This is a genomic window from Streptomyces sp. MUSC 14 (assembly GCF_001866675.1).
Lineage (GTDB): Bacteria > Actinomycetota > Actinomycetes > Streptomycetales > Streptomycetaceae > Streptomyces.
The window spans coordinates 101,073-115,417 of record NZ_MLYN01000060.1 but is presented as its reverse complement, the minus strand read 5'-3'; the positions used below and the strand labels follow the sequence as shown (position 1 = coordinate 115,417).

Here is a 14,345-nt window from a genome sequence, read left to right as displayed (position 1 = left end):
GCAGCACATTACGGGGATCCGCCGGGCCGCCGCTATCCAGGGCGGACCGCGAGATGCACGGCGTCCGGAACGCCCCGGGCAACCGGCACCTCTTCGGTACGCACCTGCCGGAATCCGGCATTCCGCAAGCTTCCTTCAAATTCCGGAGAGGGTGCGGCCGACCACACGGCGAGCACCCCGCCGGGGTTCAACACCCGTGCGCAGGAAGCGAGTCCGGCGGGAGAGTACAGGCTGTCGTTGCCCTCCGTGACGGTCCAGCCGGGCCCGTTGTCGATGTCCAGGCACAGGGCGTCGAACGTGTCCGATGTCTCACGGACGTAAGGAACGAGATCGTCCTGGACGACGTCGGTGCGCGGGTCGGCGAGCGCGGCGGCGGACAGCCGCCCGAGCGGCCCGTCCCGGTGCCAGTCGACGACGGCCGGTTCGCGCTCCACCACGGTGATCCGTCCCCAGCGCCCGTCCGCGGCGGCGTGTGCGAGCGAGAATCCGACGCCGAGCCCGCCGATCAGCAGCGCCGGCCCCGGCCGCCCGTCCAGCGCGTCGTACGCCGCGTCGACCAGCAGCCGCTCCGAGCGGCCGTCGGAGGTGTCCATCAGAAAACACCCGTTGGCGATGATCTGGAGCAGTGTGCCGTGTCTGCGCAGCACCACCTCGCCGTACGGGCCGTCACGCCGGTCGAGGACCACGGGAGTGTCGCACGCGGCAGTCATGCTCCCATCCTGCTTGAACGTGTCCTGTCGTTCACGGGAATTGCGGATGGCGGTGGCACGGCCCCGGTGCGGTGTACCCGTCCGAGGGGCGTACGCCGGAGTGCGGACGCGAGCGGAATGTAGGAGGTTGCTGAGAATCGGCTCCTGCGTGGCGTCGGTCATAGACATGCGCCCCGTCGAGCCTCAATGGTGGGCGCGACGGAAGGAGTGCCTCATCGTGGAACGGACCGCGACGGGCCCTGCGGCGGCCGCGTCCCCGCCCCCGGCGGGCACGCCCCTGTCCGACGGCGCCGCCGTCGTGCCGGCCGCCGCGTTCGAGGGCCTCCTGGACGGCATGCCCCGCCAGCGCGGCACCGCGCCGGCCGCCCCCGTACCCGTCCAGGCGCCGCGTCCGGTTCCGGCCGCCCGGCTGTGGCGGCTGCTGCCCACCCCGGGCGCCACGCCCTTCACCTTCGGCTACGCGGCCCTCCTCGCCGTCACCTCCGCCTTCGCGGCCGTCGCCGACCCCGGCCTGGTGAACGCCCTCTACCGGGGCTCCAGCACGGACGTGGCCCACCTGGTGCAGTCGCCCGCGGTGGTGCTCGTGACGAGCGCGCTGTGGATCGCGGGCGGGATCCTCTCGCCGTACAGCGCGGCCTTCGTGCTGGTGCTCACCGCGCTGGAGCGGCGTATAGGGGGAGGGCGCGCGGCCTGTGTCTTCCTGGCCGGGCACGTCCTCGCCACGCTCGCCACCGAGGTCCCGGTGGGCCTCGCCGTCCTGGCGGGCCATCTCCCGGCCACCTCCCTGCACCGCCTCGACTACGGCATCAGCTTCGGTGTGGCCGCCAGCATCGGTTCCCTGGCCGGACTGCTCCGCCCCTGGTTCCGCTGGCCCTTGCTCACCGTGGTCGCCGGTCTGCTGCTGAGCGACCTGGCCGAGTTCGTGGACCCGATGACGGACTGGGGCCACCTGATCGCGTTGACGATAGGCGTCATGAGCTGGCCCCTCGTGCGCCGCTGGGCCCGCTCCGCCTGACCTCTCACTGCTTTCACCTGCATGGATCTCTACGTCACCCCCTGATCGCTCACAGCGAACAGATGCGGGGAACACCAGCCCCTGCCCAGAGGTTGAGTCGGCATAGCTCAAGTTGACTGCTGAAGGGGAGATCATGGCTACTGAGTCCACGGCGTTCACGCTCGTACTGCCCGTGCTGCCGCTCGACGACGAGGTCGTGCTGCCCGGCATGGTGGTCCCGCTGGATCTGAGCGACGCCGAGGTGCGGGCCGCGGTGGAGGCCGCACAGGCCGCCGCCCGGTCGGCGCCCGGAAAGCCCCAGGTGCTGCTGGTGCCACGCATCGACGGCACGTACGCCAGGACCGGTGTGCTCGGTACGGTCGAGCAGGTCGGCCGGCTGGCCGACGGCGACCCGGGGGCTCTGATCCGCGGCCGCAGCCGGGTGCGGATCGGCGCGGGCACCACGGGGCCTGGCGCGGCCCTGTGGGTCGAGGGCGCCCGGATCGAGGAGAGCGTGCCCGAGCCGCTGCCGGGCCAGGTCGCCGACCTCGTCAAGGAGTACAAGGCGCTGGCCACCAACTGGCTGAAGAAGCGCGGCGCCTGGCAGGTCGTCGACCGCGTCCAGGCGATCGAGGACGTCGCCGCGCTCGCCGACAACTCCGGCTACTCACCGTTCCTCACCACCGAACAGAAGGTCGAACTGCTGGAGACCGCCGACCCGGTGGTCCGGCTCAGGCTCGCCGCGCAGCAGCTCCGCGACCACCTCGCCGAGCAGGACGTGGCCGAGACCATCGCCAAGGACGTCCAGGAAGGCGTCGACAAGCAGCAGCGCGAGTTCCTGCTGCGCCGTCAGCTGGAAGCCGTCCGCAAGGAACTGCGCGAGCTGAACGGCGAGAGCTCCAAGGACTCGGCCGAGGAGTCCGACGACTACCGCGCCCGCGTCGAGGCCGCCGACCTGCCCGAGAAGGTACGCGAGGCCGCGCTCAAGGAGGTCGACAAGCTGGAGCGGTCCAGCGACCAGTCCCCGGAGGGCTCATGGATCCGCACCTGGCTGGACACGGTCCTGGAGCTGCCGTGGAACGAGAGGACGGAGGACGCGTACGACATCCAGGGCGCAAAGGCGGTCCTGGACGCCGAGCACGCGGGCCTGGAGGACGTGAAGGCGCGCATCACCGAGTACCTGGCCGTGCGCAAGCGGCGCGGTGAGCGCGGTCTCGGCGTCATCGGCGGGCGGCGCGGCGGTGCCGTACTGGCCCTCGTCGGCCCGCCCGGCGTCGGCAAGACCTCGCTCGGCGAGTCCGTCGCCCACGCGATGGGGCGGAAGTTCGTCCGCGTCGCGCTCGGCGGCGTCCGCGACGAGGCCGAGATCCGCGGCCACCGGCGCACGTACGTCGGCGCGCTGCCCGGCCGGATCGTGCGCGCCGTCAAGGAGGCCGGGTCCATGAACCCGGTGGTCCTGCTGGACGAGATCGACAAGGTGGGCTCCGACTTCCGCGGCGACCCGGCCGCGGCCCTGCTGGAAGTCCTGGACCCGGCGCAGAACCACACCTTCCGGGACCACTACCTGGAGGTCGAACTCGACCTGTCCGACGTCGTGTTCCTGGCCACGGCCAACGTGCTGGAGGCCATCCCGGAGGCGCTCGCCGACCGCATGGAGATCGTGCGGCTCGACGGCTACACCGAGGACGAGAAGGTCGTCATCGCCCGGGACCACCTGCTCCCGCGCCAGCTGGAGCGGGCCGGCCTGAACGCGGACGAGGTCACGGTCGACGAGGGCGCGCTGCGCAAGCTGGCCGGCGAGTACACGCGCGAGGCGGGCGTCCGTACCCTGGAGCGCTCGATCGCCCGTCTGCTGCGCAAGGTCGCGGCCCAGCACGAACTCGGCGAGCGGGAGTTGCCGTTCACCGTCCGGGACGAGGACCTGCGCGGTCTGCTCGGGCGTCCGCACCACGTGCCCGAGTCCGCCCAGGACCCGGCCGAGCGCCGCACGTCGGTGCCGGGCGTGGCGACGGGCCTCGCGGTCACCGGAGCGGGCGGCGACGTCCTCTTCGTGGAGGCGTCGCTGGCCGACCCGGAGACGGGCGCGGCGGGGCTGACCCTGACCGGTCAGCTGGGTGACGTGATGAAGGAGTCGGCGCAGATCGCGCTGAGCTTCCTGCGCAGCCACGGTGCCGAACTGGAGCTGCCGGTGGCCGACCTGAAGGACCGGGGCGTGCACATCCACTTCCCGGCGGGCGCGGTCCCGAAGGACGGCCCGAGCGCGGGCATCACGATGACGACGGCGCTGGCGTCCCTGCTCTCCGGCCGGCTGGTCCGTACGGACGTGGCGATGACCGGTGAGGTCTCGCTGACCGGCCGGGTGCTGCCCATCGGCGGTGTGAAGCAGAAGCTGCTCGCCGCCCACCGCGCCGGCGTGACCACCGTGATCATCCCCAAGCGCAACGAACCCGACCTGGACGACGTCCCGGCCGAGGTGCTGGACAGGCTCGACGTCCACACCGTGACCGACGTCCGCCAGGTCCTGGAACTGGCGCTCGCGCCCGCCGTGCGCGGCGCGGCCCCGGAGGTTCCGGTCGCGGCGTGACGGACGCTGCCGGACGGACGCAGGCCCGGGTCCCGTGAGGGAGGCCCGGGCCTGCGCCCTGTGTCAGCCGTTGGCCAGCGCCTGCACCCGGTCCAGCGCCCCGTTGAACTTGTCGTGGTCGCCGACCGTCGGGCCGGAGGAGGTGTACTGCCACATCGTGTAGTACCCCCAGCCGCCCGGCAGTGTGCCGGGGTCGGAGGCGTAGCGGGCGATCCACAGCGGGTTGTTCGCCGCGAAGCCGCCGTAGTTCCCGGTGCAGTCGCTCCACCAGCTGGTCGCCGTGTAGATCACGGCGTCCCGGCCGGTGCGCGCCTTGTAGGTGTTCAGGAAGTCGGCGATCCAGCCGACCATCGCGCTCGCCGACTTGCCGTAGCACTCGGCGCCGTACGGGTTCCACTCGATGTCGAGTGTGCCGGGCAGGGTCCTGCCGTCCTTGGACCAGCCGCCGCCGTGGTCCACGAAGTAGTTGGCCTGGGTGGCGCCGCTGGTGGTGTCCGGGGTCGCGAAGTGGTAGGCGCCGCGGATCATGCCGACGTCGTACGAGCCGTTGTACTGCTGGGCGAAGTACGGGTTCGTGTAGTACGTGCCTTCCGTGGCCTTGGTGTACGCCCACCTGACCCCGCTGCTCCACAGGGTCGGCCAGGCGACGTTGCCCTGGTAGCCGGCGACGTCCACGCCCTCGGTCTGGGTGACGGCGCTGTTGGCGGGGGTGGAGCCGGCGCCGTCGTGCGCGAGGACGCCCATGCCCATGTGGGCGGAGCCGCGGCTGGGCGCGGTGCCGCCGGCGGCCTGGGCCGTGGTGAGGGGAAGGGTGAGGGAGAGCGCCGCGAGCAGGGCCGTGAGGAGAGCGCGGGGGGTGCGTATGGTGCCGGGTCCGAGCACGGGCATGGCGTGCCTCCGGGGAAGTGAGGTGGGGGGAGCGGCAGACGCGTGGTGGAACCTGTGGGGGGTCGTCCCACTGGGCGTGGGCATGCCATTCATTGCCTGGTAAAGAAGCTACGCACGTAGATGACGGCGTGGGAAGGGGGTCCGGACGCCGCCGTTGGTCTACGCCTGCGAAATACTTACGGAGCTGCGGCAATGACGGCGTTTGACAGAAACTTTCAGAATCGCGAAACCGAGCAGGGGTGCTGACGTGCACGAGCACGGAAACGACGGCGCACATCGCGCCGCCGGGCAGATGACGCCCAGTGGTGCAGACCAGGAATTCCTGGCGCTGGAGCGGGAGTTGACCGTGCTCCTGCGGCGGGCGCGGGCCAACCAGGGCGAGATGGCCCGCGAGGTCCATCCCGACCTGGAGTCCTCCGCGTACGGGCTGCTCATCCGGCTCGACGAGTGCGGCGGCCAGCGGGCCACGGAGCTGGCCGGCTACATCGGCGTCGGCAAGGCCACCATGTCCCGCCAGCTGCGCGCGCTGGAGGAGCTGGGCCTGATCGCCCGCGAACCGGATCCCGCCGACGGCCGCGCCTGGCTCGTCACCCTCACCGACGAGGGCCGCGGCCGGGTCGGCACGGTGCGCGAGGCCCGCCGCGGCCGCTACGTCAGCCAGCTCGCCCACTGGGACCGCCACGAGGTCGCCGAGCTGGCCCGGCTGCTGCACCAGCTCAACGGCGTCATGGAGAAATAGCCGTGGATAGATGTGAATAGACGTGCATGGTCACGGTCTCACGGGGCAGCGGGGCAAGAGCGGAGCCGTGTCGGCGTACGGCGTACGGCTCACAGTTCCGCGTACACCACCGTCGCGTCGTCGTGCGTCTTGCTCCTCCGCAGGAAGGTCCGTTCCTCGCTGTCCGCCGTCTCCAGCTCCCGCACCCGGTCCACGAGTGACCGGGCGCCCTCCTTCGCCACCAGGTCGAACAGGGCCGTCCAGTCGCCCTCGTGGAACGTCTCCGTCCAGCGGGTCGCCCCGTCCGTCAGGGCGGCCAGGGCCCGGACCCCGGCGCGCGGCGCGGTGCCGGTGACCGCGCGGGCGGATACGGCGGGGTCGGCGGCGGCAGTGAAGAAGCCGCCCTCCTTGTTGCGCAGGTTCGCGTCCACCAGGGCTTCCGTGGCGAGCGCGGTGCGCGGGAGCCGGGCCAGCCGGTCGTCCAGGACCGGCACGACCGTACCGTCGGCCGCCTTGAGCAGCAGCGCGGCATCGGACAGCACCAGGTACTCGACGCTCTCGGCGGACCAGCGCGCCAGGGCGACGGTTGCCTGCGGGGTTCGCGGGTGAGAAAGGTCACAGGTGTCCGCATGGGCCCCGGCCGTGCGGGCGATCGCCCGCGAGAGAATCTCCGGGAGCGTCAGATCTCGCCCCGAAACGGTCAGTTCGGTCAACGCCCCGCCGAGCCGCGCCGTGAACCAGGGAACGGAATGCAGACACCCTGTCTCGCCCTTCGGCGGTGTCACCCCGTCCAGGACGATCACACAACCGCCCTGTCCGGAGGCGGGTAGTCCGACCCCGGCGAAGTCCTCGTTGGGGCGGTTCGGGTCGCCGGGTTCCGAAACGAGTTCAGTTCGCATCCAGCCAGTCTGCACGAGGCCTTCACAGCCTCCGCCAAAGGGCGCTATGTGCCGCCGAATTGCCACGACCCCGCAGGTCAGCCGCCTGTTTTGGGTGGGAATCCACCCTTCCGGGAAGGCGTGGGTGGCGAATACTGCCAAAGCATCCCGCGCGCGTCCAACCGGCGTGCCCCGCGGCAGTCGTGCACACGCCACAGGAACTTGCCCGCCAACTCCCCAGCGATGTTCACTCCTTCGAGTGGCGGGTCAGGTGATGCACGACCACTGCCCACCGGCGCTGGGAGGGTCGGGAACCGTACGAACCGGGTGTACGCACCACTTGGCACCGAGATGACGGGGCGCCACCCGGGCCCCTTGGTAGTCGAGTTCAGGAATGCGAGCACCGGTGCAGATGAAGCGGCCTCGGCGCACAGGCAGGCAGACGGACCCCGCGGGGACCGCCCAGCAGACCCCCGTGGGCACCGGCCGCCCCACTCATGTGCGCACCCGGCTGATCGTCGCCGTCGCCGTGGTGGCCGCCGCCGTCGCCGGCGCCGGAACACCCTCGCTCCTCGCCGCCTCCGCGGACGTCGGCGACTCGCAGAGCCTGGTGACACTGGCAGGCCGCACCCAGGACGCGCTCGCCCTGGCGAACTCCCTCGCCGACGAACGCGACGACGTCACCTCCTACATCGCGGCCGGGCGTGTCAAGTCCAAGGCCCCCTCCGAGGACCGCAGCGCCCGCGTCGACCGCCAGGTCGAGGACCTGCGCGGCGACTCCGACACCCCGGCGAGCCTGCGCGGCGAGCTCGACGGCATCGCCGCCGTCCGCCAGTCCGCGCTCACCGGCCAGACCACGGCGCTCCAGGCCCACCAGGCCTACTCGCAGACGATCGCCGCACTGCACAAGGTCGCCGAGCAGCTGGCCGACCAGTCGACCTCGCGGGCCGGCTCCGGCGCCCACGCGCTCGCCGAACTGGACACCGCCGTCCAGCAGTCCGCCGCCGCCCGCGGCCTGCTGCTGGCCGCGCTGAACGTGCCGGGCGCCACCCGGACGGTGATCAGTCCCGTCACCGGCCTGCCGGTCACGGCCTCCACGGCGACCGAGGCCGACAGGAAGCAGCGCGACGCCCTCACCGCCGCCGCCCAGCAGGCCCGGCTGCGCGCCGACGTGGCCCTCGCCGACTTCCGCGAGACCGCCCCGCAGTCCGCCGTCGACTCCTACGACTCGACCGTCACCGGCCAGGACGTCGACACCGCGGAGAAGTACCTGGCCACGCTCACCGCCCAGCCCGCCCTCACCGACGGCGAGCTGTCCACCAGCACCAAGAAGCTGGACGCGGCCCTGTCCGCGCGGGTCGACCTGATGCGCGGCGCGGAGTCGGCCCTCTACGACCACCGCACCAAGGACCTGGCGAAGCTCCGGGACGACGACGTCACGGCGCTGGAGATCCGCATCGCCGTCCTCGGCGCCCTGATGCTCGTGGCGGTGGGCATCGCGACGGCCATGGCCCGCACCCTCACCCGCCCGCTGTCCGTGCTGCGCCGCGGCTCGGCCCGCCTGGCGGAGCCCGGGGACCCGGCGACGCGGGAACCGATCGCCTTCACCGGCCGCAACGACGAGTTCGCCCAGGTGGTCCGCTCGGTCAACGCCCTGCACGCGCACGCGGCGGCCCTGCACGAGCGCGTCGCCACGCTGGAGACCGACCGCAAGCACCTGGTCGGCCAGCGCCAGAAGATGGCCGACGCCCGTGCGGAGCTGCGCGCCGAACTCGCCGAGTCCGCAGCTCAGTTGACGCGGCTGCGCACCAGCATCGGCGGCACGTTCGTGAACCTCGCCCTGCGCACCCTGGGCCTGGTCGAGCGCCAGCTGGCCGTCATCGAGGGACTGGAGGAGCGCGAGCAGGACCCCGACCGGCTGGCCACGCTCTTCAAGCTCGACCACTTCGCCACGGTCATGCGCCGGCACAGCGAGAACCTCCTGGTCCTCGCCGGCACCGAGCACGTCCAGCAGCACCACGGCCCGGTCCCGCTGGTCGACGTCGTCCGCGCGGCGGTCAGCGAGATCGAGCGCTACGAGCGCGTCCGCATCGCCGCGCTGCCGCCCCACGCCCACGTGGCCGGCTTCGCCGCCGACGACCTCTCCCACCTCCTGGCCGAACTGATGGAGAACGCCACCTCGTTCTCCCCGCCGGACCTCCCGGTGGAGGTCTCCGGCTGGCTCCTGGAGTCCGGCGAGGTGATGCTCTCCGTCCAGGACGAGGGCATCGGCATGGCGACGGACCGCCTCGACCACCTCAACGCCCGCCTGGCCGACTTCGACCCCGAGTCCCACTACGACAACGAGGGCGACGCCGGTCTCGGCCTCGGCCTGTACGTCGTCGCGCGCCTCGCCCACCGGCACGGCGTCCGCGTGCAGCTGCGCGAGCAGAAGCAGGGCGGCATCGCGACGGTCGTCGTCCTGCCCGCCACCCTGCTCACCCAGGCCCCGTCGGCCGCGCTTTTGCCGCAGACCACGTCGATGAGCAGCACCGGCACGTTCTCCCTCCCCGGCGCCGACGCCGAGGTCAACTCCAACGTGCTGCACGGCCGCGCCAAGGGCACCGACCCGCTGGTGGCTCTCGCGGAGGAAGCGGTCCGCGCGGAGGCGGAGGAGCCCGCCGAACACGGACAGGCCGAACCGAGCCCGGCCCAGCAGACGCAGACCCGGCCGAAGGCCCCGGCGGAGACGTACGCCGAAACAACGATGGAGCTCCTGCTCCCGGACGTGACCGCCCTCCCCTCGGCCCCGTCGGAACCCGTCCCGCCCCCGGCGGACAGCACCCCGGCCCCGACCACCTTGCCGACGACGACTGCCGCATCACCTACGGCCCCGCCGACCCCCGCACCTGCCACGCCCTCGGCATCCACCGACCCCTCGGCGACCGCAGCCGCCAGGCCCCCGGAGTTCACCGCCCCGTCGGCGTCGCCCGCGGCTGCCGCAGCGCCCACGGCTCCGGCGCCTACGGCCCCGTCGACGCCCGCAGCCGCCAGGCCTCCGGAGTTCACCGCCCCGTCGGCGTTGCCTGCGGCTGGCGCAGCGCTCACGGCTCCGGCATCTACGGCTTCGTCGACGCCCGCACCCGCCGCGCCTTCGGCGTCCACCGCCCCCTCGGCGCCCGCAGCCGGTGCGCCCCCGGCCCAGTCGACGCCCGCGGCTGCCGCAGCGCCCACGGCCCCGGCACACACAGGCCCGATGGCCCCGGCGTCCACGCGTCCCTTGCCCGTGCACCCGGCGGACGCCGACGGCGCCGCCGTACGGGCCGAGGCTCCGCAGGAAGCCGCAGGGGCCGCGCAGCGATCCGCCGAAGCCCCGCAGGGGGCCGGTGATGCGGAGGAGCCGGTCACCAGCAAGGGCCTTCCCAAGCGCACCCCCAAGATCACCGCTCCCGCCCAGGCCCCGCGCCAGCGGACCGGCAGTGTCGACGCCGAAGCGCTCCGCCGCCGGCTCGGCGGCTTCCGCAGCGGTGCTCAGGCCGGATACCGCGCCGTGGAGGTGGAGATCGAAGAGCAGACCGCCGGTCACCGCAGGCCGACCACTTACGCACACGCCGAAGAAACCACGGGGGGCACAGCCGAGGAGGCAAGCAGTTGACCGCGCCCAGTACGTACGGACTGAGCAGTGAAGCCCGCAACCTGCACTGGCTGCTGACCAACCTGGTCGAGGAAGTACCCGGCATCCAGTCCGTCGCCGTGGTCTCCTCGGACGGTCTGCTGCTGCTCTCGTCCGATCCGGGCCAGACCGAGCAGTCCCGTCTGCGCCGCCCCGCGAAGGGCCCCCGCGGCTCCTCCGCCGACCTGGCCACCATCGTCTCCGGCATCGGCAGCCTCACCGTCGGCGCCGCCAAACTGATGGACTTCGGCCAGGTCAAGCACACCATGGTCGCCATGGAGGAGGGCAGCCTCTTCGTGATGTCCATCAGCGACGGCTCGCTGCTCGGTGTGCACGGTTCCGCCGAGTGCGACATGAGCGTGGTGGCCTACCACATGGCTCTGTTCGTCGGCCGCGCCGGCCACGTCCTCACACCGGAACTCCGTTCGGAGCTACGGCAGTCACTGGAGTCCCAGTCGACCGGGAGCGCGCGATGAGCGGCACACCGAACAGACTCCCCGTGCGCGGCGGCGACCGCAAACCCGCCCGCGTCCGCCCCTACTCGCTCACCGGCGGCCGTACCCGCTTCGGCCACGTCCTCCTCGTGGAGACATTCGTAGGAAGCACAGCCGGCACGGCGGCACTCGAAGCCCCCGAGGAGCGCAGGGAACTGACGAACGGCTCCCTCAACACCCGGGTCATGCCGGAGATGCGGGCCATCGTCGAACTGTGCCGCCGTATGCGCACGGTGGCCGAGATAGCCGCGCTGCTGAAGATGCCGCTCGGCGTGGTCCGCGTCCTGCTGAGCGATCTCGCGGACCAGGGAAAGATCCGTGTGTACGGCACCGGCACCGGTCACGGCACCGGCCGCCCGGACCGCGCTCTGCTGGAAAGGGTGCTCGGTGGACTCCGTCGTCTCTGACACCGCCGACTGTGCGGTCGGCGCCTCCGCGGTCGGAGGCATCCCCCTCGTCGCCGGCTTCGCCGAGCCCGACGAGGACCTGAAGTCCTGGCAGACGGACCGCACCCGGGCCCCCGTCGCCACCAAGATCGTGGTGGCCGGAGGCTTCGGCGTCGGCAAGACCACGCTGGTCACCGCCGTCTCGGAGATCACGCCGCTCAAGACCGAGGCGCTGATGACCGAGGCGAGCGAGGACACCGACGACCTCACCGCCACCCCGGACAAGGTCACGACCACCGTGGCCATGGACTTCGGCCGCCTCACGCTCGACGACGACCTGGTGCTCTACCTGTTCGGCACGCCGGGCCAGCAGCGGTTCTGGTTCATGTGGGACGACCTGGTGCGTGGCGCGATCGGTGCGGTCGTCATGGCCGACACCCGCCGGCTGAAGGACTCCTGGCCCGCGCTGGACTACTTCGAGAGCTGCGGGCTGCCGTACGTCGTCGCGGTCAACCACTTCGACGGCAGCGAGCGGTTCGAGCCGGAGGACGTACGGGAGGCGCTGACGGTCCCCCCGCACATCCCTGTCATGATCATGGATGCGCGGCGTCGAATTTCGGTCATCGAGATACTCCTGGCCCTGGTCGGCCACGCGCTGGACGAAACCCCCGAGTAGTCCGATCAGTTCCGGTCAGTTTCCGAGTAGTCCCGGTTAGGAGTCCTCCCCCGCATGCGGAAGATACTCGTCGTCGGAGCCGGCCAGTCCGGTCTCCAGCTCGCCCTCGGCCTCCAGTCGCACGGCTACGAGGTCACCCTGATGTCGAACCGGACCGCGGACGAGATCCGCACCGGCCGGGTCATGTCGACGCAGTGCATGTTCCACACGGCACTGCAGCACGAGCGCGACCTCCAGCTGAACTTCTGGGAGTCGCAGGCCCCGAGGATCGAGGGGCTCGGCGTCTCGGTCGCGGCCCCCGGCTCGCACGACCCGGGCCCCACACAGCGGGCCATCGACTGGGTGGGCAGGCTCGACGGGTTCGCGCAGTCGGTCGACCAGCGGGTGAAGATGGCCGGCTGGATGGAGACCTTCGCGCAGCGCGGCGGCCAGCTGGTCATCCACGGCGCGGCGGTCGGCGACCTCGACTACTTCTCCCGCGCCTACGACCTCGTCCTCGTCTCGGCCGGCAAGGGCGAGCTGGTCCAGATGTTCGGCCGGGACGCCGCCCGTTCCCCGTACGGCGAGCCGCAGCGCGCGCTGGCGGTGGCGTACGTCCACGGCCTGGGCCCGCGCCCGGAGCACCCGGACTTCGACGCCGTGCGCTGCAACCTCGTCCCCGGCGTCGGCGAGCTGTTCGTCATGCCGACGCTCACCACCTCCGGCCGCGCGGACATCCTGTTCTGGGAGGGCATCCCGGGCGGCCCGCTCGACGTCTTCAACGGCGTCAAGGACCCGTCCGAGCATCTCTCCCTGACCCTGGAGCTCATGGAGAAGTTCACGCCCTGGGAGTACGCGCGCGCGACCAAGGTCGAACTGACCGACGCCGGCGGCACGTTGGCCGGCCGGTACGCGCCCACCGTCCGCAACCCCGTCGGGCGGCTCCCCGGCGGCGGCCTGGTGCTCGGCGTCGCGGACGTGGTCGTGGCGAACGACCCGATCACTGGCCAGGGCTCCAACTCGGCGTCCAAGTGCGCCGCGGCCTACCTCGCCTCGATCCTCGAACACGGGGACAAGGAGTTCGACGAGGCCTGGATGCAGGCGACGTTCGACCGCTACTGGAACACGGCGCGGCACGTCACCAAGTGGACGAACGCGATGCTCGCCCCGCCGCCGGAGCACATCCTGAACCTGATCGGCGCGGCCGGACAGCTCCAGCCGGTGGCGGACCGTTTCGCCAACGCCTTCGACGACCCGGCGGACTTCGAGGACTTCTTCTACGAGCCCGACAGGACGGCGGCCTACCTGGGTTCGGTCGCCGGAGCCTGATCCGGCCGTACGGCTCCGAGGACCGGGTACGACGCCAGCGGTGACACCGTGACGTGCGCGCCCGGTCTCGGCGCCTGGACGACCTTGCCGCCCCCGACGTAGAGGGCCACATGGGTCGCCTCGGGGAAGTAGACCACCAGGTCGCCGGGGCGCAGCCCGGTCAGCGGGACGCGCGTCAGCCGCTTCCACTGTTCCTGGCTGGTGCGCGGGATCGAAGTGCCCGCGTGCTGCCAGGCCTGGGAGGTGAGGCCCGAGCAGTCGTAGGAGCCGGGGCCCTGCGTCCCCCACGCGTACGGCTTGCCCAGCTGCGCCAAGGCGTAGCGGACCGCGCGCTGCCCGGCCGGGGAGGCGGCGCGGGCCGTGGGCAGCGCGCCCGCGGTGGCGAGCTTCTGCTGGGCCCGGGTGACGTCCCGCTGTTCCAGCGTGGTGACCGCGGCCAGCTGCTGCGGGGTGAGACCGGCCAGCAGGCGCTCCACGTCGGCCAGTTTCGCCCGGACGGCGTCGCGCTGCGCGCGCTGCCGGTCCGCGAGCGTGAGCTGGGTGTCCAGAGCCGTGCGGGCGGCCCGGGCCACGGCGTCCTGCCGTTGCTCGGCGCCGGTCAGCCGGGACACCCTGCGGGCCCGTTCGCGCGCCAGGCGGCCGAGGACATGCCCCTCGTCCAGCGCCTGCTCCGGGTCCGTCGCGAGCAGGAGCCGGGCGAAGGGCCCGAGGCCGCCGGTGTTCTGGTACTGCTGGCGGGCCAGCCGGCCGGCGTCGGCCCGGCTGTCCTGGAGGTCGAGCCGGGCGCGGGCCAGCTCGCCGTCCAGCCGGGCCACCGCGACGCGCTGCCTCGTCAGCTGCTCCGCGGTGGCGTCGTAGGTCTCGGTGGCCTGTTCGGTCTGCCGGTACAGTTGCTGAAGGTCCGTCAGCAGCTGGGCCACGGAGCGGGGCGGGGCCGGAGCGGTCGGCTGCGCCGCGGCGGGTGCGGGCACCAGGACGGCCTGGGTCGCCACCGTCACCGTGCAGGCCAGGCGCAGAAACGTCCCTGACATGTCATCACCTCGATGCGGGGAGGGGG

At 72.2% G+C, this 14,345-nt stretch carries 12 protein-coding genes; 8 read left to right on the top strand and 4 right to left on the bottom strand.

Annotated elements, in window-relative coordinates:
* Positions 1-32: 32 nt before the first annotated feature.
* On the bottom strand, positions 33-710 hold the full coding sequence (locus BIV25_RS34695; protein ID WP_071376482.1) for a spermidine synthase: 678 nt from the start codon (positions 708-710) through the stop codon (positions 33-35).
* 217 nt (positions 711-927) lie between these two features.
* On the opposite strand from BIV25_RS34695, the gene BIV25_RS34690 reads away from it, so the two are divergent.
* Positions 928-1,725 carry a rhomboid-like protein gene (locus BIV25_RS34690; protein WP_071376481.1) on the top strand — a complete coding sequence of 266 codons (798 nt, stop codon included), beginning with the start codon at positions 928-930 and terminating at the stop codon, positions 1,723-1,725.
* A 133-nt stretch (positions 1,726-1,858) separates the two neighbouring features.
* Entirely contained in the window at positions 1,859-4,288 is a 2,430-nt protein-coding gene (lon, locus tag BIV25_RS34685) for an endopeptidase La (protein WP_071376480.1), read from the top strand.
* A 63-nt stretch (positions 4,289-4,351) separates the two neighbouring features.
* On the opposite strand, the gene BIV25_RS34680 is transcribed toward lon, so the two are convergent.
* Entirely contained in the window at positions 4,352-5,176 is an 825-nt protein-coding gene (locus BIV25_RS34680) for a lysozyme (protein ID WP_071376479.1), read from the bottom strand.
* A 247-nt stretch (positions 5,177-5,423) separates the two neighbouring features.
* Here BIV25_RS34680 and BIV25_RS34675 point away from each other — a divergent pair, with 247 nt between their 5' ends.
* Entirely contained in the window at positions 5,424-5,915 is a 492-nt protein-coding gene (locus tag BIV25_RS34675; RefSeq protein WP_071376478.1) for a MarR family winged helix-turn-helix transcriptional regulator, read from the top strand.
* A gap of 89 nt (positions 5,916-6,004) precedes the next feature.
* Here BIV25_RS34675 and BIV25_RS34670 read toward each other — a convergent pair whose 3' ends face one another.
* Positions 6,005-6,793, bottom strand: coding sequence for a protein phosphatase 2C domain-containing protein (locus tag BIV25_RS34670; RefSeq protein WP_071376477.1), 789 nt, complete (start codon positions 6,791-6,793; stop codon positions 6,005-6,007).
* A 385-nt stretch (positions 6,794-7,178) separates the two neighbouring features.
* Here BIV25_RS34670 and BIV25_RS34665 point away from each other — a divergent pair, with 385 nt between their 5' ends.
* Genes BIV25_RS34665 through BIV25_RS34645 form a run of 5 tightly spaced genes read left to right on the top strand, consistent with a single transcriptional unit; the run spans position 7,179 to position 13,288 of the window.
* On the top strand, positions 7,179-10,406 hold the full coding sequence (locus tag BIV25_RS34665; protein WP_079177061.1) for a nitrate- and nitrite sensing domain-containing protein: 3,228 nt from the start codon (positions 7,179-7,181) through the stop codon (positions 10,404-10,406).
* Complete coding sequence (locus tag BIV25_RS34660; protein ID WP_071376476.1) at positions 10,403-10,900, top strand: roadblock/LC7 domain-containing protein; 498 nt, start codon at positions 10,403-10,405, stop codon at positions 10,898-10,900. The genes BIV25_RS34665 and BIV25_RS34660 overlap by 4 nt, the downstream gene beginning before the upstream one ends.
* A complete protein-coding gene (locus tag BIV25_RS34655; RefSeq protein WP_071376475.1) occupies positions 10,897-11,325 on the top strand; it encodes a DUF742 domain-containing protein in 429 nt (142 codons plus the stop codon). Before BIV25_RS34660 ends, BIV25_RS34655 begins: the two co-directional genes overlap by 4 nt.
* Positions 11,306-11,980 carry an ATP/GTP-binding protein gene (locus BIV25_RS34650; RefSeq protein WP_071376474.1) on the top strand — a complete coding sequence of 225 codons (675 nt, stop codon included), beginning with the start codon at positions 11,306-11,308 and terminating at the stop codon, positions 11,978-11,980. The genes BIV25_RS34655 and BIV25_RS34650 overlap by 20 nt, the downstream gene beginning before the upstream one ends.
* A gap of 54 nt (positions 11,981-12,034) precedes the next feature.
* Positions 12,035-13,288, top strand: a complete 1,254-nt coding sequence (locus tag BIV25_RS34645) for a styrene monooxygenase/indole monooxygenase family protein (RefSeq protein ID WP_071376473.1) — start codon at positions 12,035-12,037, stop codon at positions 13,286-13,288.
* Here BIV25_RS34645 and BIV25_RS34640 read toward each other — a convergent pair.
* Positions 13,261-14,319 carry a C40 family peptidase gene (locus BIV25_RS34640; protein ID WP_071376472.1) on the bottom strand — a complete coding sequence of 353 codons (1,059 nt, stop codon included), beginning with the start codon at positions 14,317-14,319 and terminating at the stop codon, positions 13,261-13,263. The genes BIV25_RS34645 and BIV25_RS34640 overlap by 28 nt on opposite strands.
* Positions 14,320-14,345: the final 26 nt, after the last annotated feature.